21 protein-coding genes are annotated in these 22,584 nt (G+C 44.6%); 13 read left to right on the plus strand and 8 right to left on the minus strand.

Annotated elements, in window-relative coordinates; genetic code table 11:
• Nucleotides 1-48: 48 nt before the first annotated feature.
• Nucleotides 49-1,458, minus strand: a complete 1,410-nt coding sequence (glnA, locus tag GTQ48_RS00360; protein WP_032097343.1) for a glutamate--ammonia ligase — start codon at nucleotides 1,456-1,458, stop codon at nucleotides 49-51.
• Nucleotides 1,459-1,911: 453 nt separating this feature from the next.
• On the opposite strand from glnA, the gene typA reads away from it, so the two are divergent.
• The 3 genes from typA to GTQ48_RS00375 all read left to right on the plus strand — a co-directional run bounded on the left by typA (nucleotide 1,912) and on the right by GTQ48_RS00375 (nucleotide 5,707).
• A complete protein-coding gene (gene typA, locus GTQ48_RS00365; protein WP_163104370.1) occupies nucleotides 1,912-3,741 on the plus strand; it encodes a translational GTPase TypA in 1,830 nt (609 codons plus the stop codon).
• A gap of 288 nt (nucleotides 3,742-4,029) precedes the next feature.
• Nucleotides 4,030-4,407, plus strand: coding sequence for a response regulator (locus GTQ48_RS00370; protein WP_163104372.1), 378 nt, complete (start codon nucleotides 4,030-4,032; stop codon nucleotides 4,405-4,407).
• A gap of 148 nt (nucleotides 4,408-4,555) precedes the next feature.
• Nucleotides 4,556-5,707: a MalY/PatB family protein gene (locus tag GTQ48_RS00375; RefSeq protein ID WP_163104374.1), complete on the plus strand. Its 1,152-nt coding sequence runs from the start codon at nucleotides 4,556-4,558 to the stop codon at nucleotides 5,705-5,707.
• 235 nt (nucleotides 5,708-5,942) lie between these two features.
• Here GTQ48_RS00375 and GTQ48_RS00380 read toward each other — a convergent pair whose 3' ends face one another.
• A complete protein-coding gene (locus GTQ48_RS00380) occupies nucleotides 5,943-7,139 on the minus strand; it encodes an Nramp family divalent metal transporter (RefSeq protein WP_163104376.1) in 1,197 nt (398 codons plus the stop codon).
• Nucleotides 7,140-7,587: 448 nt separating this feature from the next.
• Between GTQ48_RS00380 and GTQ48_RS00385 the strand changes: the two genes are divergently transcribed.
• A complete protein-coding gene (locus GTQ48_RS00385; protein WP_163104378.1) occupies nucleotides 7,588-8,286 on the plus strand; it encodes a UPF0149 family protein in 699 nt (232 codons plus the stop codon).
• A gap of 36 nt (nucleotides 8,287-8,322) precedes the next feature.
• On the opposite strand, the gene GTQ48_RS00390 is transcribed toward GTQ48_RS00385, so the two are convergent.
• From GTQ48_RS00390 to GTQ48_RS00400, 3 genes are all read right to left on the minus strand, one after another.
• Nucleotides 8,323-8,514: a hypothetical protein gene (locus GTQ48_RS00390; protein ID WP_163104380.1), complete on the minus strand. Its 192-nt coding sequence runs from the start codon at nucleotides 8,512-8,514 to the stop codon at nucleotides 8,323-8,325.
• Between the two features lie 264 nt (nucleotides 8,515-8,778).
• Nucleotides 8,779-9,207 carry a CopD family protein gene (locus GTQ48_RS00395; protein WP_163104382.1) on the minus strand — a complete coding sequence of 143 codons (429 nt, stop codon included), beginning with the start codon at nucleotides 9,205-9,207 and terminating at the stop codon, nucleotides 8,779-8,781.
• A 1-nt stretch (nucleotide 9,208) separates the two neighbouring features.
• Complete coding sequence (locus GTQ48_RS00400; RefSeq protein ID WP_163104384.1) at nucleotides 9,209-10,885, minus strand: chloride channel protein; 1,677 nt, start codon at nucleotides 10,883-10,885, stop codon at nucleotides 9,209-9,211.
• A gap of 119 nt (nucleotides 10,886-11,004) precedes the next feature.
• On the opposite strand from GTQ48_RS00400, the gene GTQ48_RS00405 reads away from it, so the two are divergent.
• Nucleotides 11,005-11,745, plus strand: a complete 741-nt coding sequence (locus tag GTQ48_RS00405; protein WP_163104386.1) for a DUF6776 family protein — start codon at nucleotides 11,005-11,007, stop codon at nucleotides 11,743-11,745.
• Nucleotides 11,746-11,879: 134 nt separating this feature from the next.
• On the opposite strand, the gene azu is transcribed toward GTQ48_RS00405, so the two are convergent.
• Nucleotides 11,880-12,353, minus strand: coding sequence for an azurin (gene azu / locus GTQ48_RS00410; protein ID WP_163104388.1), 474 nt, complete (start codon nucleotides 12,351-12,353; stop codon nucleotides 11,880-11,882).
• Between the two features lie 310 nt (nucleotides 12,354-12,663).
• On the opposite strand from azu, the gene GTQ48_RS00415 reads away from it, so the two are divergent.
• The 6 genes from GTQ48_RS00415 (at nucleotide 12,664) to GTQ48_RS00440 (ending at nucleotide 17,416) form a co-directional block, all read left to right on the plus strand.
• On the plus strand, nucleotides 12,664-14,058 hold the full coding sequence (locus tag GTQ48_RS00415) for a class II fumarate hydratase (RefSeq protein ID WP_163104390.1): 1,395 nt from the start codon (nucleotides 12,664-12,666) through the stop codon (nucleotides 14,056-14,058).
• A gap of 323 nt (nucleotides 14,059-14,381) precedes the next feature.
• On the plus strand, nucleotides 14,382-15,152 hold the full coding sequence (minC, locus tag GTQ48_RS00420) for a septum site-determining protein MinC (RefSeq protein ID WP_163104392.1): 771 nt from the start codon (nucleotides 14,382-14,384) through the stop codon (nucleotides 15,150-15,152).
• A 31-nt stretch (nucleotides 15,153-15,183) separates the two neighbouring features.
• Entirely contained in the window at nucleotides 15,184-15,993 is an 810-nt protein-coding gene (gene minD / locus GTQ48_RS00425; protein ID WP_032097355.1) for a septum site-determining protein MinD, read from the plus strand.
• Nucleotides 15,993-16,244: a cell division topological specificity factor MinE gene (gene minE, locus GTQ48_RS00430; protein ID WP_032097356.1), complete on the plus strand. Its 252-nt coding sequence runs from the start codon at nucleotides 15,993-15,995 to the stop codon at nucleotides 16,242-16,244. Before minD ends, minE begins: the two co-directional genes overlap by 1 nt.
• Before the next feature lie 111 nt (nucleotides 16,245-16,355).
• Nucleotides 16,356-16,700 (plus strand): iron-sulfur cluster insertion protein ErpA, encoded by a 345-nt coding sequence (erpA, locus tag GTQ48_RS00435; RefSeq protein ID WP_163104394.1) that lies wholly within the window; start codon nucleotides 16,356-16,358, stop codon nucleotides 16,698-16,700.
• Between the two features lie 143 nt (nucleotides 16,701-16,843).
• On the plus strand, nucleotides 16,844-17,416 hold the full coding sequence (locus GTQ48_RS00440) for a glutathione S-transferase family protein (RefSeq protein ID WP_163104396.1): 573 nt from the start codon (nucleotides 16,844-16,846) through the stop codon (nucleotides 17,414-17,416).
• 20 nt (nucleotides 17,417-17,436) lie between these two features.
• Here GTQ48_RS00440 and GTQ48_RS00445 read toward each other — a convergent pair whose 3' ends face one another.
• Nucleotides 17,437-18,414, minus strand: coding sequence for a D-2-hydroxyacid dehydrogenase (locus tag GTQ48_RS00445; protein WP_163104397.1), 978 nt, complete (start codon nucleotides 18,412-18,414; stop codon nucleotides 17,437-17,439).
• Nucleotides 18,415-18,578: 164 nt separating this feature from the next.
• Here GTQ48_RS00445 and GTQ48_RS00450 point away from each other — a divergent pair, with 164 nt between their 5' ends.
• Nucleotides 18,579-20,381 (plus strand): trans-sulfuration enzyme family protein, encoded by a 1,803-nt coding sequence (locus GTQ48_RS00450; RefSeq protein WP_163104398.1) that lies wholly within the window; start codon nucleotides 18,579-18,581, stop codon nucleotides 20,379-20,381.
• A 344-nt stretch (nucleotides 20,382-20,725) separates the two neighbouring features.
• Nucleotides 20,726-21,172 (plus strand): SRPBCC family protein, encoded by a 447-nt coding sequence (locus GTQ48_RS00455; RefSeq protein WP_163104399.1) that lies wholly within the window; start codon nucleotides 20,726-20,728, stop codon nucleotides 21,170-21,172.
• A 182-nt stretch (nucleotides 21,173-21,354) separates the two neighbouring features.
• On the opposite strand, the gene GTQ48_RS00460 is transcribed toward GTQ48_RS00455, so the two are convergent.
• Nucleotides 21,355-22,476: an alkene reductase gene (locus GTQ48_RS00460; RefSeq protein WP_163104400.1), complete on the minus strand. Its 1,122-nt coding sequence runs from the start codon at nucleotides 22,474-22,476 to the stop codon at nucleotides 21,355-21,357.
• Nucleotides 22,477-22,584 lie beyond the last annotated feature (108 nt).

A 22,584-nucleotide genomic window follows, 5' to 3' on the forward strand; every position in this document is an offset into this window, starting at 1 on the left:
AGCGGGCTTTAATAGTTGTTCTAATAAAATATCTGTGTAGATACGATATTAAACGCTGTAGTACATGTCGAACTCGATAGGGTGAGTTGTCATGTTAAGCGTTGTGACTTCTTCTGACTTAAGGTCGATATACGCATCAATCATGTCATCTGTCATTACGCCGCCAGCAGTAAGGAACTCACGGTCACTATCCAGTGCGTCTAGCGCCATTTCTAGTGAACTCGCCACTGTTGGAATTTCAGCTGCTTCTTCTGCCGGTAGGTCGTACAAGTCTTTATCCATAGCATCGCCAGGGTGGATCTTGTTTTTGATACCGTCAAGGCCAGCCATAAGCATTGCAGTAAATGCAAGGTACGGGTTACCTGTTGGGTCAGGGAAACGAACTTCGATACGGCGTGCTTTGTCACTTGTTACATAAGGAATACGAATAGATGCAGAACGGTTACGTGCAGAGTAAGCAAGCATTACCGGTGCTTCGAATCCAGGTACAAGACGCTTGTACGAGTTAGTTGATGCATTAGCAAACGCGTTAATTGCACGAGCGTGCTTAATGATACCGCCAATGTAGTAAAGCGCTTCTTCAGAAAGACCAGCATACTTGTCGCCCGCAAAAATGTTTTTGCCATCTTTAGAGATAGACTGGTGGCAGTGCATACCAGAACCGTTGTCGCCAACAAGTGGCTTAGGCATAAAGGTCGCTGTTTGGCCGTATGCGTGTGCCACATTGTGAACTACGTATTTGTACACTTGAATTTCGTCGGCTTTCTTAACAAGAGTGTTAAATTCACACGCGATTTCGTTTTGACCAGCTGTCGCTACTTCGTGGTGATGCGCTTCAATAACAAGGCCCATCTCTTCCATAACCATACACATTGCAGCGCGGATATCGTGTGCTGAATCTACTGGAGGCACTGGGAAGTAACCGCCTTTCACACCTGGGCGGTGGCCCATGTTTCCGCCTTCAAACTCTTCGCCTGAATTCCACTTTGCTTCTGATGAATCAATTTTGTAGAACGAACCCGCCATGTCAGTATGGAAGCGAACGTCGTCAAACAAGAAAAACTCCGGCTCTGGACCAAAGAATACCGTGTCACCGATACCTGTTGATTTAAGGTACTCTTCTGCGCGGCGAGCAACAGAACGTGGGTCGCGCTCGTAACCTTCCATAGTAGTAGGCTCTACGATATCGCAACGAATGTTAACTTGCGTTTCTTCTGCGAAAGGGTCAACTACGCAGCTGTCTGCGTCTGGAAGAAGAACCATGTCAGATTCGTTGATACCTTTCCATCCGGCGATTGAAGAACCGTCGAACATTTTTCCTTCTTCAAAGAAATCGTCATTAACTTGGCTCGCAGGAATAGATACGTGTTGTTCTTTACCTTTAGTATCGGTAAAACGTAAATCGATAAACTTCGCTTCGCTTTCTTTAATCAGCTCTAATGCCTTTTCTATTGACATCGTGTCCTCCAGGTTTAATGTAAAAATGCAGAGCGATCAGGCTCGCTCCAACAGTGAAAATGTGAAAGCGATAATCATGCCATCTATCCAACCGCCGTATTTTGTGACGTGAGAAAGGATAAATACGGAATTTATGATTCCTTCTGCACTATTTTGGTGCCAAATGGCTACTTTTTGGTGCAGCGTGCAGGCGCCTAGAGATTTAGACTAGAATACTTTTTCATCCCTTTCCACCGTTTTTCTAGTGCGCGCGGAGTTATGGTGCGAGGTAAATCGGGCTAAAGGCCTTTAAAACCATAAGGTAACTGTAAACATTCACTGCAAAGTAAAAAAAGATGCGCAAACGGCGCGTTTTTTCTGTACAATCCGCGCAAAATTTCCATCTGCATTTTTGCACGAAATCTCATGCATACCGTGTTGGTATGTATCGATTTATACAGGCTCTATATAAGCATGAATACCACTGATATAAGTAAGTTGCGTAATATCGCAATCATCGCCCACGTTGACCACGGTAAAACTACCTTGGTAGATAAGCTTCTTCAGCAATCTGGAACGTTGGAATCTCGCGGCGTACAAGAAGAGCGCGTTATGGACTCGAACGACATCGAGAAAGAACGTGGTATCACCATCTTGGCGAAAAATACTGCAATTAACTGGCAAGATTACCGTATCAACATTGTTGATACTCCTGGACACGCTGATTTCGGTGGTGAAGTAGAGCGTGTAATGTCAATGGCTGACTCAGTGCTGCTGCTTGTTGACGCCCAAGAAGGTCCAATGCCGCAAACGCGCTTTGTTACTCAAAAAGCGTTTGCTCAAGGCCTTAAGCCTATTGTTGTTATCAACAAAATCGACAAGCCAGGCGCTCGTCCTGATTGGGTAATGGATCAAGTATTTGATTTGTTCGATAACCTTGGCGCTACTGACGAGCAGCTTGATTTCCAAGTTGTTTATGCTTCTGCACTAAACGGTTGGGCGTCTAACGATGCTGACACACCGTCAGAAGATATGACTCCGCTTTTCCAAACTATTGTTGACCAAGTTGCTGCACCAGATGCTGATGCCAACGGTGGTTTCCAAATGCAGATTTCACAGCTAGATTACAACTCGTATGTGGGTGTAATCGGTGTAGGTCGTATCAGCCGCGGATCAGTTAAAACTAACCAACAGGTAACTATCGTTACTGCTGATGGTAAAACGCGCAACGGAAAAGTTGGCCTAGTATATGGCTACCTTGGTCTAGACCGTCACGAAGTAGACAGCGCGAATGCGGGCGATATCATCGCTATCTCTGGTCTTGGTGAACTGAAAATCTCTGACACAATTTGTGACGTTAATGCCGTTGAAGCACTTCCACCACTATCGGTAGATGAGCCAACAGTAACCATGACGTTCCAAGTAAATACATCACCTTTTGCTGGTAAAGAAGGTAAGTATGTAACGTCGCGTAACATTCTTGAGCGTTTGAACGACGAGCTTGTTCACAACGTTGCACTACGTGTTGAAGAAACGGCTGATCCGGATAAATTCCGCGTATCAGGTCGTGGTGAACTTCACTTAGGCATATTGATTGAAAATATGCGTCGTGAAGGCTACGAGCTAGCTGTTTCTCGCCCAGAAGTAATTCTGAAAGAAGAAGACGGTAAAACAACTGAACCGTTTGAAACACTGACCGTTGACTGTGAAGAACAGCATCAGGGTTCTATTATGGAGCAGCTTGGTCTTCGTAAAGCAGAAATGACTGATATGTCTCCAGATGGAAAAGGTCGTGTTCGTATCGACTTCATTATTCCAAGTCGTGGTCTTATCGGTTTCCAAACAGAATTTATGACCATGACCTCTGGTTCTGGTTTGCTATACCATTCATTCGACCACTACGGCCCTTACAAAGGCGGCATTATTGGTAAGCGTAAAAACGGTGTTCTAATTGCCAACGCTAACGGTAAAGCACTAACTAACGCATTGTTTAACCTTCAAGAACGTGGTCGTTTGTTCATCGGTCATGGTGTTGAAGTTTACGAAGGTATGGTTATCGGTATTCACAGCCGTGACAATGACCTAACGGTAAACGCCTTGAAAGGTAAGCAGCTTACTAACGTTCGTGCCTCTGGTACTGATGAAGCGCAAACACTTGTACCACCAATCAAAATGTCTCTAGAGCAAGCTTTAGAGTTCATCGATGAAGATGAATTGGTAGAAGTTACGCCTGTATCTATTCGTATTCGTAAGAAGTTGCTTACAGAAAACGAACGTAAGCGTGCATCACGAGCGCCAAAATAGTTAACGCGATAACCTCATCGCTTAAATGTTAAAAAATGCCAACCTCGTGTTGGCATTTTTGTTTTTGCTTCTCTGATATTTGAATGCAGGGTGCTTAAAACGATAACGTTTAAAGCTATGATGTTTGAAAGCATGGCGTTTGACAGTACGATATTTAAAAGCGCAGTGGTTGAAAGAATTGGCAAACTTCTACCAAAGGCGAGTAGCCATTTTGGCTATTTGACCTTACACTTTAAGCTATTGTTGCTATGGACTGCCTAACTAAAGGGCATTTTTGAGAGGTTTGTAATGCTATCTGTCGCCGTTATTGAAGATGATCTCGTCACTCTCGATTTAATCACTGTCACTCTTGAAACTGAACTTAATGCGACGGTTTATCCATTTAGCAGAAGCAAATTAGCCCGAGATTTTCTGTTACAGCAAACCCCCGATTCTCTCAATCTGGTTATAAGCGACCAGGTCATGCCTGATTATGACGGGTTAAGCCTGTTAAAGGTATGCCGTGCGAAAGGGTTAGATATTCCTTTTCTGCTGATAAGCGCCGACCCGAATAAGGCGCTTGTGTTAGCGGCTGTAAAACTAAAGGTCGCTGGCTTCCTCGCTAAACCAATTAGAATGGAAGAACTTGTGGCAACCTCTAGCAAAGTGACAGCAGCGTTAAATTGAGCAATTGCTAACCTCGATTCTCTCCATTACTTGCCAGCTAGTCCTAATTAAGTACAAATTGTTATAGGGAAACTTGGTGTTTGCCCTAGTTTCTCATGATGCAAAAATTTACACTCAACGCATAACTTTCTCGGCAACAGGATGTAGTGTGAGCGCATTATTTGATAATACTCCTTCTCGTAAAGATACCCATTCATTTAAATGGCAGAAATATAAGGGCAAAGACATTATTCCGGCTTGGGTAGCGGATACTGAGTTTTCTTGTGCCCAGCCCATACTCGATGCCATTTCGGCGCAAGTTGCACATGGCAACATGGGTTACATGCTTCCTGCACAACACACCAGTGCTATTAATGCAGTAATCCGTTGGTTAAAAGAAAAACACGATTGGCATATTGAACCTGAATGGTTGGTATGGACGCCAGGTGTGGTGCCGGCGTTTAACACAGCGTGTAAAGCATACTGCAATGCGGGTGACAAAGTACTCATTCAAACCCCTAACTACCCGCCGCTTTTAGCTGCTCCCAAGCTCAACGGATTAGAGAGGGTGGATATTGGTACGGTTATCGACTCTACAAGTGATGGTGATAATCCCCGTCACACACTCGATTTTGATGCCCTTGAACGCGAAGCTGCCGATCCAAAATGTACGCTCTTTATTTTGTGTAACCCCATGAACCCTGTAGGTACGGTGTTAACACAAGCGGAAATAGACCGAATAGCTGATATTTGCAGCAAAAATAATGTGAAACTGTGTTCTGATGAGATTCATTGCGATCTCATTTTAGAGGAAGGGAGGAAGCATATTCCAGCCGGTCGCGAAGCGTCACTCGCTGACAACAGCGTTACCCTTATGGCGGCAAGTAAAACGTTCAACATTGCAGGTCTTGGAACGTCTTTCGCCATCATTCCAAGTAGAGCCCTTAGACAGTCATTCACTAACGCGGCAGCAGGCATTGTCCCGTGGGTCAATGTGATGGGCTTAGCCGCCACTGAAGCAGCTTTCACACAATGTGACGACTGGCATGAGCAAGAACTTGACTACCTTCGTGGCAATCGAGACAGAGTGTTTGAGGCTATCAATAATATCGACGGGCTTAGCATGCTCAAAGCGGATGCTACTTTTTTGGCATGGGTCGATGCAAGTGGGCTAGGCGTTGACAATGTGCAAACGTGGGCAGAACAAAAAGGGGTGGGTCCATCTCCGGGCATAGACTTTCACAAGGCTGACCATTTTCGAATAAACTTTGGCTGTAGTCGTGCCATGTTAGAGGATATATTGGCTCGTCTGGGCGCTTAGAAGATTATATAAAAGAGCATTTAGAAAGAACGTCTAAATTAGCCCTTGCGCTATAAGTTAAACGAAGAGAGCCTTGTTAACAAAGCCTTGTCATCACGACAAGGCTTTGTTTTTTGGTGATACTGAGTTGCGTGAAATTGTGTTGATATCACGTTGGTATAACTCGCTGCGCCTGTTTCGTCCATGGTGCAGCTAAACCTTTTATAAAGCTCAAAGTGCTTTTATAAAAAGTAGACTAGCTAAAAACATTGATCAATTTATAGCAGCCCAACCCTACAACGGTGCTCACCACAATAATACCGGCAGCATTGCTCTTCCATGAGTTCTTAAACGCGCCTAAAGCCTGACTTTTATTCATAACTACCAGTAGAAAAATAGCGATAACAGGAAGTAACAGCGCGTTAGTCGCCTGGGCGAACAATATGGCTGGTAAAGGTTTAAAGCCAAGAGCGGCCACACTTACCCCAACCAAAATAATCACCATCCACACCGCTTTGAAGCTTTTGCTCTTCATGTCATCGCTTAAGCCTAATGCACCTGTTACAGCATAGGCCGCAGCTAACGGTGCGGTAATCGCGCTAGTTAAACCCGCTGAGAATAAACCTAAGGCAAAGAACCACTGCGCTTTATCACCTAGAACCGGCTTTAGCTGCTCACCCATATTACTAGCATCCATGGTGGCGGCTTGATTGAAAAATGCCATCATAGCGGTTGCCATTACAATAAGCGTAATAAGGCCGCCCATGCTAATGGCTCTTGCTGACTGGCTTCGACAGGCCACAACCGCCTGTTGCTTATCTTGTCCCTTAGAGGATTTAGCGACCAGGCTAGCGTGCAAAAATAAATTGTAGGGGACAATGGTTGTACCGATTAACGCCAGCACGGTAGTAATGGCGTCGCTATTAAGTTTTGGTGATGTTAACTGGCTGAACATAGCCGATAGGTCGGGTTTGGCTACGAGTAGGGTTATTAAAAATACCCCAGCCATAATAAAGACCAAATAGACCAACACGGTTTCTATCCACTGGTAGCTACCAGAGTACAGTAGAATAATGGCAATAGCGCCTAAAATACTGGCCCAGGGGCCAATACCAATACTGACAAATGCATCAAGACCAATAGCGGCTCCTGTTAAGTTTCCAGATTCGTAAGCGGCATTTCCAATACCAATGGCACTCACAATAAGCACAACAAACAAGGTTTTCAGCCACGGCTTATAGGCCATGTCTTTCATAGCACCGGCAAGGCCTTGACCCGTTGCAACACCGAGTCGAGCGGCCATATCTTGCAAAACAATTGTTGCGAAAACAGAAAAAATCAGCGCCCATACAAGGTGAAAACCAAAGTTTGCGCCTGCTAAGCTGGCGGTGGTAACAGTGCCGGGGCCAATAAAGGCGGCTGCGATGATATATCCTGATTTATCTTTTGCCATTTGCAACGACTCTTAGTTATGTTTTGCCAGGGCGTGTTTATCTTTGTTGTACGAGTTTTGGGCTAAATGGAAGCATTTTAATCCCGAAACAGTCCTGTAGGCCTAGTGGGCTAAGTCAAAGGGCCCAAATAAAAAAGCGGCGACAAAGAGTAAAATGCTTCCACAACGCCCCCTTCGGGCAGCGCCTGTGAGCTATTTATCCTGCGTTAAATGGTTTCGATTTAGCCCGCTAGACCTTCAACCATTCGCCTTGTCTAAATAGCTCACAGACCGCTGCGAAAATGTACAGCAAAGTTCAACACGCCCTAGTATGATAACAGCTAGACAGACAATAGGTAGACAGGGCCGAAACATAAAAAGCAGTCTGCGCTATTTGATATCAATGTTAAAAAAGGCGCGCAGCCTAACGTTTCAAAAATCATAACGCAAACGAAAATGAGAAGACGCCGTGAATGAGCCATTACCGATAGAATTTATAAAACCTGTAATAGAACAAGACAGTTTTTGCAGCGTGTTACCTTGCGTAGAGAAGGTGGATGGAATGATCTTTGCCGTTGCTGCATGTCCTGAAATTCCGATGCCAGAACAATGGATGCCTTGGCTTATTCAAAGTGGCTCTAGTCGATTAGTAGACAGCGATGTGGATATTTTGGCCGATACACTGATGAATGGCTTGCGTTCTCATTTAGACTATATGCGCCAAGGCCGTATTGCACTGCCGCCTTATTGTGTGGATGGTGTTGAGTCTAAAGGTGACACCAAACGGCCAAGCTATGCACTATCACAATGGCTAACCGGTTTATTGTTCGTTCACAAAAACGTGGAATCAGTATGGCAAAACGCGTGGCAACAAGCAGAAAAAAAGGAGAGTAATGCTGAAACGGGCTCAGGTGAACCACCGGAAGCACGACTTACGCGGTGTTTGAAGATGTTTTCAACGCTGGCCAACATAGAGTTAGCGTATCAGCAAAGACGTGCAGATCAAGTCGCTCAACTTAGTGAGAACTTGCCTTTACTTATGCAGCAATTACCTGCATTACTTAAAGACTACACCAACCTTGCCGGTGATTTGGCGTGCGCTCTGCCCAATCAGTTCGAGACCTTTAGTAAGTCGACGGAGAATACGTCAACTGACAATCAGTCTTAGGTCATAAGTCTTAGGGCTCAGCCCTTGTAGTGACAGCTAGCGATGTCGTTGTTGAAGGCATTTGTCACTCAGAGTTTGTTTGAGTGACGTAGTGTAGGTATCGAGCGCTATTTTCGCCTCTTCATACTGCTGATTAAGTGATATCGAGTTGGGCTCACGCATGAGGGCTTTAAATGCAATGTCGGTTTGCTTCAATAACTCTTTCAAGTGTTGATTACTGTCGTCCATGGTCTTCCCTGTATTTTAGCGTTACGTACGAACGTGAAGCTCGTGTTCCTAAGCATTGCTGCAAATAATGTAGTACTAGGGCAACGTGCCCTAGTCACTGTCAGCCTCTTTATCATAGACCCAGGATTTGAGTATGACACTGTAATTGAACGCATTAAGCTGCAATAAGTCGAACTTTCTTCATCCCATCTTTCTCGCCGCTTATTGTCTTAATCATTTACCTTGCTCTCTGTGTAGGGTGAGGTGCCTATGCAGGGTTAGATGTTAAAAAGGTTTCAAAATAGCAAGGCATACCACTGCGAAGATAATTAATACCGGCGCTTCATTTAAAATGCGATAAAAGCGTGGCGTGTGAATATTTTCATCGCGAGCAAATTGCTTCATTAATTTAAATAAATAGAAGTGATAGCCATAAATGGCAAGTAAAAGAAGAATTTTTATATGTAGCCATCCCGACGCTTTAAACCATGCGCCGCCATAACTTACGATAAGCGCAATGCCAAAGGCCAGTGTGAGTAGCGCAAAGGGGGTGACAAAATACCAAAGGCGTCGTTCCATGACTTTAAATTCGTCTTTCACTAACTGCGACGTCGTCGTGGCGTGATACACGAAAAGGCGAGGCAGATAAAAAAGGCCAGCCATCCACGCCAACATAAAAAAGAGATGAAGCGCCTTAAACCATAAAATGTGCATACTAGTAATTTGCCTTCTGTAAAAAGCTTTGGAGAATATTCCAGGTAATAACGCCAATGATATCGTTATAGTCTTGGTCGTAAATATAAACTGCGCCAGAACGCGATTTTTTAAGATGTTCATACACTTCATGCAGTGTCGACTGTGCGCTGAGGCCTTCCATTTGGTAATAGCTAAGCGCTGTAGCGTCGTGTTCCAAGCTCACATTGTATTGTACTAGCTTGTACTGAACATCAATTTCAAATTTAGACTGCTGAACCACTATTTTGGTTGGCTCTTTTTCCAAATGATCGGTCAGCGCTTTCTCTGGCGCATCGTTAAACAGTTTATAGTCTGTATTCATGGCTGCCAGTACACCGGTTTTCTCTAATGCTTCTCTAATGGAGGAGATGGCATAAGGCAAGTTTTGATAGTCGAGCTGGAGAATGAAAATAGAGCGATTTTTAAAAAATTGGGTTGAGGTAACGTATGCCGGCACAATCACCAGCATTGCTGGAAGTATAATTTGAGGGCTATAAGACAGCTCCATTACGGCAGAAAGTGCAGCTAACGGTGCATGCAATACAGCGGTTAGCATGCCTGCTATTCCTAAGAGAGCAAAACTATTGGTAAATTCGGGCACGTCGATAAAGTATGACAGCGGCAATAGCAGCACTGCGCCAGCGAGCATGCCAATCACCATCACCGGGCCAATAATACCGCCTGGGATCCCAAGCCCAATGGCAAAAACCGCAAGAATGACTTTAAACACCAGCACCGACACTAACAAGAGTGTGCCGGGGTCACTGTCAAACAGGTGCTCTACATCAATAAAGTTAGCGCCTAGCGCCTCTGGTAGTAGTGCACCAACGGTTCCGGTGATACAGGCGGCAAGGATTAAACGCCACACCATAGACACCGGTCTGAACCACGTCATCACCCGCATTAGCTGTCGGTTGAACAAGGTAGCTAACATGCCAAGTAGTATACCTAGTACCACTAGGTACAAGTACATCCACTGACTAAACGCGGTGAATGAGAGAAAGGAGAGTTCATTGACCTCACCAAACACGCTGCGCGCAAGCACCGAGCCGCAGGCCGCCGCAAGCATAATAGGTACAAAGATGTGAATTTTGTACTCTCTTAATACCACTTCCATGACGAAAATAACGGCGGCAAAAGGGGTATTAAATGATGCGGAAATACCCGCTGCGATACCACAGCCGGCAAGTATCCTCACGCTGTTGTAGGGCAAGCGTAGCCACTGTCCCAATAGCCCGCTGCTAGACGCTCCCATATGAACAGAAGGGCCTTCTCTGCCAACTACAAAGCCGCCGGCCAGCGCGAGCATGCCACCAAAAAATTGGTTTATTGTGGTACGAAAAGGAATGTTGCCGTAAAAATATTTTACTCGGTGAATAACGAATGGAATACCAAGCCGGTAATGCTTAAAACCGGTTAAAAAGGCAATGAAAAGAATAATCGCTACACTGATAAGCGGCATGAGTAGTAACACTAGCCAATCGTGAACCAGCCAGGATGTTAGCGTAGCCACGCCACTTTCGCGTATCCATTCAACGCAAAGGCGAAACAGAATAATGATAAGCGCAGCAAGGGTTCCTCCAACAATGCCCAAAAGGCATAATTGAACCGATGTGCGTGGGTGAGCCACTTCCTGTCGTAAAGCCTGAAAGCGCATGATGTGGTACAGTAAAGTAATTGTGTTATAAAGCTTACCACAACCACTTAAATTTCATAATGTTAAGAATATAGTCTTAGCAGTAATCAGCATTGAACAAGATTTACATACAGCCAACCATGACAACAGACCAACTCAAAACACTTCTTGGCAACCACAAATTCGCTTTGTTAGTCGCGTTTCTAATGCTGATAATGCTTGGCTTCGGCTTTCAGTTAGCGCGTTATATAGACAAAGGCGATGGGTTAATTGTGAAAGCGCAAAAAGAAACTATCGCCATCCTGTCTACTGACAATAATAAGCTGACCACGCGTGTGAATCAGTTAGATGTAGAAATGGAACTCACGCAACTCGAAAATGAGTCTCTTACAAAAACACTTGTCGAGATTAAGCAGCAGCTTGAAGAGCAGCAGCAGCTACTGACTTTTTACGAGAGGGTAGTTGCGCCAGAGAAGTCTGACAGCATATTCGTTGCCGACGATATCGAACTGTTTTCACTTGGCGATAATAACTATCAGTTGCGAATGGTATTGCTGCAGCCTACTCAGCAGAAATCTGTCATCAACGGCTCGCTTAAGCTGAGCATAAAAGGGGAGTTGGCGGGGGATGCCGTGGCGTATAAGTCAAACGATGATAACTTTATTGGCGATGACATTACGTTTCGCTTCCGCTATTTCCAAGCAGTGAGCATAGACTTTTCGCTCCCTAAAACCTTTGAGCCCGAATCTCTTTTGCTCTCCACCACAGTGTATCGATATAAAACAAACAAAGGTAAATATGAGCGAACGCTGCTTTGGAGCGATATCGAAACAGAAGTTAACATGAATGGCCTTTCACTAAGCCCAGTTAGCACGCTTTAATAAAGCCAGCCGCTTGGGGCGAACTGGCTTTTAGGTTTTCCAGCGTCAGGCTAATTACCTCTACTGCGCTTCGCTAATACGTCTACTGCGCTAGGCTAATACCTTTACTGCGCTAGGCTAATACCTTTACTGCACTACGCTTTGACCGTCACAGTGCCTTTCATAATGCCGATGTGGCCTGGGAAAGAGCAGAAGAACATGTATTCTTCGTTAGCATTTAGCCCTTTTACTGAAAAGGTTGCTGTTGCTTCTTCGCCACCACCAATGACATCTGTAGCGCCAATCACTCTTGCATCGTTTGGCTTTAAGTAATTATTCGCTAGACCAGCACTCATGCCGTCAGTGGCGACTGCTTGGCCGTCTGCTTTCGTCGTCATTACCCAGTTGTGCCCCATGGCTTGCTTAGGCAACTGTCCCGTATGCTTTAACGTGACGGTAAAATCGTCACAGGTTGCAGGAACGACCACATTGGCTGTGTTGAATTTCATTGCATCATTGCTTTCAACCGTTATGGCGCATTCGTCTGCCGCCGCCGCGTTAGTTGTTCCTAATAATGCTGCAATAGCCAATGAACACGATAGTGCTGTACTGAACAATAATTTTCTCATCACATTTTCCTTTTTTTACTACATGAGGCGGCACTTGCCAGCCTACTAATTTTGTTACTTTTTTTACGCGGTGGGTTAATGAGAGATCACCTTATTGATAATAGTTATCATTAATTTCTTGTTGGCTTTGTTATACAGTTGTTTCAAAGATAAAGTGATCAAAACCGTCAAATAGCATTACAAACTTGTAAGGTTAGAGGTAGGGCAAACATACCTCGATGAATTGCGTTTTTTAATGCACCTATTTAGCCCTACTTGTTTAACCCCATTTATTTGACGAGATGTTTGAATTGCAAAAAGGATTAATGCTATGACTAAAACGCGAGTGGAAAAAGATAGTATGGGCGAATTAAACGTACCCCATGAAGCTTTGTATGGCGCGCAAACACAGCGTGCTATTAATAACTTTCCAGTTAGTGGTCAGCGATTACCCGAACCTTTTATCCGCGCACTCATCACCGTAAAAAAAGCAGCCGCGCTAGCTAATATGAAACTTGAAGCCCTCGACGAATCAAGAGGGAAGGTAATTGTAAGTGCCTGCGATGAGCTACTTAATAGCGATGATGTCATGGCGCATTTCCCGGTTGATGTCTTTCAAACGGGTTCGGGAACCAGTTCAAACATGAACGCCAACGAAGTGATAGCTACTGTAGCGAGTCGCTATTTAAAAGAGACTATTCACCCTAACGAGACTATCCATCCAAACGATCATGTCAATTATGGTCAAAGTTCGAATGACGTTATACCCACCACTATTCACGTCAGTGCGGCCTTAGAATTAGAAAAGCACCTCATTCCCGCTGTTGAGACACTGATTGCGCAAATAGAAGAAAAAGCGGGTTCAGTATCGCAGTACTGCAAAACAGGTCGCACACACTTAATGGATGCCATGCCAATAAGGATGGATCAAAGTTTGTTGTCATGGTCGGCGCAACTTAAACAACAGGTAAGTACACTTCGCTCCCATCAACCTGCGATTCAATCTCTTGCCCAAGGCGGCACCGCCGTAGGTACAGGTATCAACGCCCACCCAGATTTCGCCGCTACATTTGCAGATACCATCAGCGAGTTAACAGAGCTAAAATTTACCCCAGCAGAAAATTTCTTTGCTGTCATTGGCTCTCAAGATACCGCGGTTAGCTTGTCAGGCGCAGTAAAATCCCTTGCCGTCACCATGATGAAAATTTCCAATGATTTACGCTGGATGAACTCAGGGCCTCTTGCCGGTTTAGGTGAAATAGCGCTAGAAGCATTACAACCAGGCTCTTCGATTATGCCTGGAAAAGTCAACCCGGTTATACCTGAAGCTGTTGCCATGGCCAGTGCGCAGGTTATTGGTAATGATGGGGCAATTACCGTTGGCGGTCAGTCTGGCAATTTCGAACTCAATGTTATGCTGCCGATGATAGCGAGTAACTTACTTTCCTCTATCACCTTAATGACGAACAGCGTCTCGCTTATTGGTGAAAAGGCAATTAAAACATTTTCTGTTAACAAAGAGGCTTTAGAAGAAGTGCTTTACCGAAACCCGGTGTTAGTGACCGCGTTAAACCCTGTGATTGGTTATGCCAAAGCGGCCGAAATAGCCAAGGTGGCCTACAAAGAAAATAAGCCTATTTTAGAGGTGGCAGAAGCAATGACGGATATACCGAAAGACGAGCTGACTGCATTGCTCGACCCCAAAAAGCTAACGTCAAACCGTTAGTGAAATAGTTGATATATGGGGCAATCGGTTTACTCGCAGTCTACCAAAATACTGCCTTTATAATCGTTTTTGCGAAGGTTTCTACCACTATTTTCTATAAGGCTTTTCTTATCGATTATATTTATTGAAGTCTGCCTTTCGATGCAATTGCACAGCCTTTCGTTTTTATTTGCATTTATTGGCTATTAAGTAGACGTTTATGGGAATGATGTTCGCTTTATAGTTGCTGTAAAGGGGATTTTTGATACAGTTAACATACAAGTGTGACGCAGCGTTTTATGGCCTTTACAGCCAGCGTTCTATAAGTCTTTCGGGAAAAATAAATGACAGCAACGTGCTTTCGCATGAAGGGTACTACGCTCACCAGCATAGTACTGGAAGTAATCGACTTTGATCCAGATGCATTTACATCGCAATTAGAGAGTAAAGTCGCTAGTGCACCTCAGTTTTTTACGCGTTCCTCGCTGATAATACACCTAATGAAGCCACTCTCTGCAACGGAGTTTGAACTACTTATTGCACTTTGCCGACGCTTGCAGTTGCAACCGATGGCAGTGAAAGGTGAGGTGGGAGCGCTAAAAGCTGTTATTAACGACCTTGGGCTTGCTGATGTTAGTCAAAGTAAGTTTAGTGACAGCGAAGTAAACGCGTCTAAAGGCGAACCCGCAAAGAAAGGGACTGCAGACAGCGAAAAGCAGAATTCACATTCAAAAGTTAATTACCAAGCGCCGGAACCCGAGCCAACACCTGTAGCCGCTGCTCTAAAACCGGCAAAAGTCATTATGCGCCCAGTGCGCTCAGGTCAGCAAGTTTATGCCGAAGGCAGCGATTTGGTAGTGACAGCGTCGGTCAGCGAAGGGGCTGAGCTATTGGCCGATGGTAATATTCACGTTTACGGTACGCTGCGAGGCAGGGCGCTTGCGGGTGTAAAAGGAAATAGTAGCGCACGGGTTTTTTGCCAGTCTCTTGATGCAGAACTCGTTTCAATTGCAGGGCAGTTTATTATGCACGACACCGTGAAAGGTGAATGTTGGAAAAAACCTGCTCAAATATATTTAGAAGAAGATACATTACGCATAGAGGCGTTGGTTTAACGGTTTGTGCGCGTACAAAGGAAAACAGTAAATGGCTAAGATTATAGTAGTAACATCGGGCAAAGGCGGTGTGGGTAAAACCACGTCAAGTGCAGCAATTAGCACAGGTTTGGCGTTGGCAGGTCACAAAACCGTGGTTATCGACTTCGATGTAGGCTTGAGAAACCTCGACCTTATCATGGGATGTGAGCGTCGCGTCGTATATGACTTCGTTAATGTTATCAACAAAGAGGCGTCGCTTAAACAGGCTCTTATTAAAGATAAGCGCACCAGCAATCTATTTATACTGCCTGCGTCGCAAACCAGAGACAAGGACGCGCTTACTATTGAAGGCGTACAAGCGGTATTAGACGAACTGAAAGAAAGCTTCGACTTTATTATCTGTGACTCACCAGCAGGAATTGAGCAAGGTGCACAGATGGCGCTCTATTTTGCCGATGAAGCCATTGTAGTGACAAATCCTGAGGTATCGTCGGTACGAGACTCAGACCGTATTCTGGGTATACTACAAAGTAAATCGATGCGCGCAGAGCAAGGCAAAGCAGTAAAAGAGCATTTGCTGCTTACTCGCTATAACCCGGCTCGAGTAGCAACAGCAGAAATGCTTAGCGTTGCAGATGTAGAGGAAATCTTAGCTATTCCGCTACTCGGTGTAATCCCAGAGTCAGAGTCTGTGCTTAAAGCATCTAACCAAGGCCAACCTGTTATTCTTGATGAAGAAGCCAATGCGGGGCAAGCCTATACCGACGCCGTAAAACGCCTGCTTGGTGAAACTGTTGAACATCGTTTCCTTGATGCTGAGAAAAAAGGATTCTTCAAGCGTCTACTAGGAGGTAAGTAATGGGCATTTTCGATTTACTAAAGAAAAAGCAAAAGCCAAGTACAGCGGCGGTGGCAAAAGAGCGCTTACAGATTATTGTTGCTCATGAGCGCAGAAAACGCACTGAACCCGATTATTTACCTATGATGCAGCAAGAGATTATCCAAGTTATTCGCAAATACGTGGCAATAGCGGATGACCAAGTGTCTGTACAGCTAGATAACAACGATGACTGCAGTGTTTTAGAGCTAAACGTCACCTTGCCAGAGTAGCGGGCATATACTTATACCGAATTAAACTCATGTTATTTGCTACATGCACTGGTGTATTCAACATCAAGGCATAGTAAAATGTGTGAAAAGTAATTAACGTTAGGGGTAAATATGTCAGTCGAAACGGCGTTGCCAATAGAGTTTTCTGATGCGGCGGCACATAAAGTTAAAGCGCTGATTACCGAAGAAGAGAACACAGAGCTTAAGTTGCGTGTTTACGTTACCGGTGGCGGCTGCTCAGGGTTTCAGTATGGTTTCACTTTCGATGAGAAAGTCAATGAAGGCGATATGACCATTGAGAAAGACAGCGTTACTCTGGTTGTAGACCCAATGAGCTTACAATATTTAGTCGGCGGTGTTGTCGATTATGTTGATGGCTTAGAAGGCTCTCGATTCTTAGTACAAAACCCAAACGCCACAACAACTTGTGGATGCGGTGCTAGCTTTAGCGTATAACGCGCGTAGTTCAAAATAGGGCAGGTACACGTTACTCTCTTTATGGTATCTGCTCTATGAATCCTTTCAACAAATTCTATTTTCAACCCGTACGTTTTGTGTCTACACTTACCCATATAATGGATTTGCTGTAGGACGTTTTTATGAAACTGTATGGCTCTACTACGTCACCTTTCGTTAGGCGTATTCGTATTGTACTTGCTTCAATAGATCACGAGTTTTTAAACTTACAGATTTTCTCTGGTGCAGATAGGGAGCTATTAGCCTCTCGTAACCCCACGCTGAAAGTACCTTGCCTTGAAGACGGCAGCGAAATAATTTTTGATTCCCGAATTATCTACAACTATCTCGCGGATAAATATCAATACGAGCCTTTAACATGGGAGGCTGAAAATCAATTAACCCTTATTGATGCTGCGAACGATTCATTTGTACAACTGCTTTTGTTGAAGCGATCTGATTTCGATATCGCGCAGGAGAAACTTTACTTCAATTTGCAGAGCGAACGTATAGAGGGAGTGTTAACGTCGTTATCAAACCAGATAAATAGGGGCCTTTTTAGCGGGTGGAATTACCCCGAAATATGCCTTTACTCATTAGTCGATTGGGTACTGTTCCGAGAGCTACACGATATGCAAGATTACCCCGAGCTATTGTGGTTTTACGAAAAGCATCAAAACAAAATTGAAGTGACGGCTACCGATCCTCGCACATAAATTTGCACTGCTGATAACCTCTAATAGCCCTTAGTGAAGTCGAGTTTATAGCGTAGCGGTTGATGGTTGAGATAGCGCTCGGCATTGTCTAAAAACACCTGTGCCACATCTTCAGGTTGAGACTCTGCCGCGGTGTGCGCAGTTACCGTTATTTTTGGATGATGCCAAAATGGATGAGTAGCTGGCAATGGTTCAAGGTCAAAAACATCTAAAACAGCGTGGGCCAGCCGGCTTTCGTCTAACGCATTAATTAATGCGTCATCGTCTATAGCGCTTCCTCGCCCTGCATTGATTAAAATAGAATGGGGCTTTAGGTGAGCAAAGAAGACTTTAGAGAGCAACTGCTGGGTGTGCGAGGTGTCGGGCATAAGATTAACAACGTGATCGACATTCTCTGCAAATTGGGTAATTTGCGAAGGCATATACATGGCGTCTGCACCTTCGACTGGCTTAGCGCTTCTCGACACGCCAACTACTTTCATTCCAAAACTATGTGCTACAGGAATAAGCGCACGGCCAATATTACCTAAACCAATAATACCCAGTGTTAACCCGTTGAGGGGAAAGCGTGTCTCAGCGCGCCACACCGGTGGCTCAGCGTTTTGGTTCGCGGCAAATGCGGGTATGTTTCGCGCAAACTGCAGTAAGTAGGCAAACACATACTCACGCATTAATTCCCCAAATACGCCTTTTAGCCCCGTTAATTCATAGTCAGTTTTTTCAAGGTTGAGAAGTGGAGCATTGCCAGCCCAGGTAGATTGGCACCATTTCAAATGCTGGCAGCGCGGAATAACCCTAGCCGCTAGATTGGGATCTGCAAGCAGCACTTCGGTGTTATCACAGTCGATATCCTCGGAGCTCGCAGTGGCGATGCCTATATCAATGTACTGAAAAGTATCGGGTAATAATGCCGCTTTTGCGCGAATAGCGTCGGCAATTTGCTCTGCCTCGTTGCTTAAAATTGCGACTTTTAATGGTTTTTGAGCGCTTTCATTCATTCAGATTTTACTCTTAAGTAAACTTTTCTTTCCTAGTGCATGTTCATCTATCGCACGTCTGTTTGTTCTCAAATTGTAAATATAGTTTTAAGTTTTAGTTAATAGCTTGCTTTTTAGCTTAGCCAACAGTCCTAATCCAATTTCACTATTTTAATGGAACTATCATGCAGTCGGATAATACCCACAATCATTCTATCTCGGTTGAACACGCTAAAGTACTTTCACCTAAACGCAATACCACTGAGGCCAATACCACAGAGGATTTAGTTAGCGAACAGCTAAGCCATTTTGGCATCGATGCGTCTAGCGATTACGGCAAGGCTTTAGCACAAACCGCGCACCACCTATATGGCGCACAATCAAGTGTAATGGAGCTATGGAATATTACTACCAACACATTGCAAACATTGGACAAAGAAGACAGGGTCGCCTATTTCAATGCTAAAAAGTTTTTGTCTTTTCAAATTGCCAAGGTGCTAGATACATTACAAAACCCATTTCGCGCAACTTATCAAAGTTTGTCTAGCGGCAATGGCTCTCAGGGTCATTACCCAATGTTTGATAACGTTACTGCGCTATTTTCAGCGACACCGGTGGTGGTGAGAACAGCAACTTACGTGTATGCCTGCACAGAGTGGGTAGACGATGCATTTCAAGGCAAAGAGTTTACTCACCAAATATATTCTCGCCTACTGAACCCAACAAACATTTCCCTGGCGAATGCCATTGTGGACATGGAGGCTGGGCCCTATGCTTCTGAATACCTTGCTTGGAATTTTAACTCTGGAATGGCAGCCATTGATGCCATGCTGTCGAACGTGTTAAGTCATGGCGACGTGTTAATTGTGTCTAGAAATGTATATGGGGGCGTTTATCAGCTTCTTCACGATTTCTTCGCCAGAGAAAATAGGATGGATATTCAAATTGCGTGGTTCGACGGGTATGACAAAGAGAGCTTTGCAGATTTTATGGCACACACTAAGCATCAGCACTCTGAGCGTTTAAACAATGGCGCTTCAATGCATGTTTACATGGAGTCTCCGTGTAACCCCCATGGCTATGTTCTCGATGTGCCTGGTATTTGTGAGCTTGCGCATGCTGAAGGTGCGCTGGTAATGCTTGATTCTACGCTTGCCACGCCAGTACTGCATCAGCCGCTACAGCATAAAAACAAAGCTGCACGGCCAGACTATGTTGTCCACAGCTATACCAAGGACTTATGTGGCAGTGGCGCAACAACTGCGGGTGTGGTGATAGGTGAAGGCCACCGCATGTTTCAGCCTAAGGGAAGTAGTGTAGATGGTGTAGATTGGTCGCAAACCATGTTCTGGGACGTGTATTACATCAAGGGCGCTTTCTTAGACTCTGAAAAAGCGTTTGATGTATTAAATGGAATGAAAACGTTAGAGCAGAGAATGATGACAAAGGTAATCAATACACAAGTGTTTACTTCATTTCTAAGCTCTCATCCGCTCATTAGAGTGAATTGCCATGGGCTGGCAGAGCACGAAAATGCAGGACTTAGGGAGAAACAGCATGCTCATGGCTGGCCATGCACCTTATTTACTATCGATATGGCACCCGCTGGTTTAGCGAAAGACGTATTTACTCGCTTTTTCGATGCCCTAGAGCCTGCGTTTAGTCATCAAGTGAGTATTGGTCAGAACAACACGATTGTGCTGTGCCCTGCGTTAACCTCGCATTCTGAGTTAAGCAAAGACGAGCAGTCGAAAGCGGGTATTGAGCTTACTACCATGCGTATTGCGATGGGCACCGATAACGTAAAACAGCTTATTGCACATTTCATACTGGCTTCTCGTCATTTCATTGATGCCAGCACGCCAGGGTTTAGTCATAAATTTATGGGTAATGAGGCAATTGATGCGCTGTATTTAACGGTAAGCGAAAGAGTCTGCGCACAACATTTTGGCAGTAAGCCTAATATGCAGTCGCTTATGGGCGAGTAAGTTTACTCTGTGTCATTTATGGTGTGTATTTTGTTATATGCATTTTGTAATACTAAAGATACAGAGCTGGGCTAGCGTCGCTAATATAAGGTTAATAACGAAGTGTCGCCAACACAGAGTTAACAGCATAATAGAAATTGCGGCGCTAGTTCATAAAGGCGCTAGTTTATTGAGGCGCTAGTATGAAGTAACAATATGAGTGGAAAAAGGGTAGGCGAATGCGCGGGTTAAAGATTTAAGCATTTAAAGATGCTGGTCGATAACGACAGTAAGAGAAAAGCAGAACCCTTAACGCTTACGCCAGGTGTTTAAGGGAGTTAAAAATAAATGACAAAGGCCATTTTATGCATCAGTTCACCATAGATGTCACATTCAACGCGTCGCTACCTTTTATTTATGCATCGTTTCATGAAGTTGAGTACCTCTCGCAGTGGTTTGCTCCGGGTAATTGTTCGGTTACTCAAGTGATGAACGATTTTAAAGAGGGCGGGCGATACCGCATTAAAATGATGGAGCCTAACGGAGTCGAAATGTCGCTAACCGGGGAATACGTTACGCTGTTAGCTAACGAGCAACTGGTATTCTCTTGGGCTTGGGAAGATAACCTAGAAGACTCTGTAATGACTTCAGTAAACATTCATTTTAATGAAGTTGAGGAAGGCCATGTTAATGTTGTATTAGAGCAAAGTGGTTTTATGACTCAAGAAGAATGCCAGCAACACGAGTATGCGTGGATGTCATGCTTAGAAAAATTGGCCGTGTTGGCGAGTAAACAAAAAGCGCTTAGCTAAAGCTGCATGCCCAAGGGCTACGTCAAATTACACGCTAACAAAAAACGCCTAATCGTTGTTAAACGATAGGCGTTTTTTATTTTTACTGGCGCTTACTTAATTCTGCGCTAATTACTTTGTAATTCGTAATTCGTAATTCGTAATTCGTAATTCGTACTTAGGCTGTGGTTACGCAACCCCTGTTAAGTTAACGAAGACATAGCGTCTTTACCGCTTGATTCGCGATAGGTTTCATAATCGGTGTAGCCTTCTTCGTCGCCGCCATACCATGTAGATGGATCATCAAAGGGGGTTAGCGGGTAATTGTGCTTAAAGCGGGTCACAAGGTCAGGGTTGGTAATCCACGGTCTGCCAAAAGCAATCATGTCACCGTCTCCATCGCTAATGCGTTTTTCTGCTTCTTCTTTCGTGTATCCGCAGTTCCCAATAATAATGCCGTCGAACAGCGCTCTAAACTCTGCAAGAGTCATTGGCTCGCCACGCTCGTGGAAACCAAAAGCCAGTCCGTCCATTACATGCAAATAACCAACTTTCAGCTTGTTAAGCTGCTGTGCTACGTACGTAAAGGTTTCTCTGTAGTCGTCGGCACCCATGTCGTTGAAAACACCATTAGGCGATAAACGAACGCCTACATCTTCTGCAGGCCAAACGCTTAGCACTGCGTCCATCACTTCAGAAAGAAAACGATAGCGGTTTTCTAAACTGCCGCCATAGTTGTCGTCACGCTGATTGCTGCGGCTATCTAAAAATTGATTAAGCAGGTAACCATTGGCAGCGTGAACTTCGATACCGTCAAAACCAGCAGCTTTTGCATTTATCGCCGCTTTTTTGAAATCTTCTACCGTGCGCTGAATATCATCAGCGGTCATAGCTCGGGGGACTTCGTAAGGCTTTTTACCTTTAGGCGTATGAATTTCGTCGCCTTCAATTTTGATAGCCGATGCTGAAAAAGGTAGCTCGCCGTTGTGAAAGTCGCTGTGCGATGCGCGGCCTGTATGCCATAGCTGCAGCACAATTTTCCCGCCTGCTTGGTGCACGCGATCAATAACTGAACGCCAGCCTTCTACCATTTCATCGTTATAGATACCGGGAGCATTAACCCAGCCCACACCTTCTGGAGAAATTGATGTGGCTTCAGAAATGATAAGGCCTGCATCGGCCCGCTGTACGTATTGATCGCCCATGATTTTATTCGGAATGCTTTCGTTTCCAGCGCGTCCGCGGGTCATTGGTGCAAGCACCATTCTATTTTGTAAAGTCTTTCCTGCCCACTCTATGGGTTGGAACAATGCTGAATCTGTCATTAAGTATCCTTTATGGTTTCTACTTTAGTCGTAGTGAATACATAAGTGGATGTAACTTGGATTGATTCAATAGGCGATATTAGTGCGAAATTATATATTAAAGATGTT

This window comes from Alteromonas genovensis (genome assembly GCF_010500895.1).
In the GTDB taxonomy this organism is placed as follows: Bacteria; Pseudomonadota; Gammaproteobacteria; order Enterobacterales; family Alteromonadaceae; genus Alteromonas; species Alteromonas genovensis.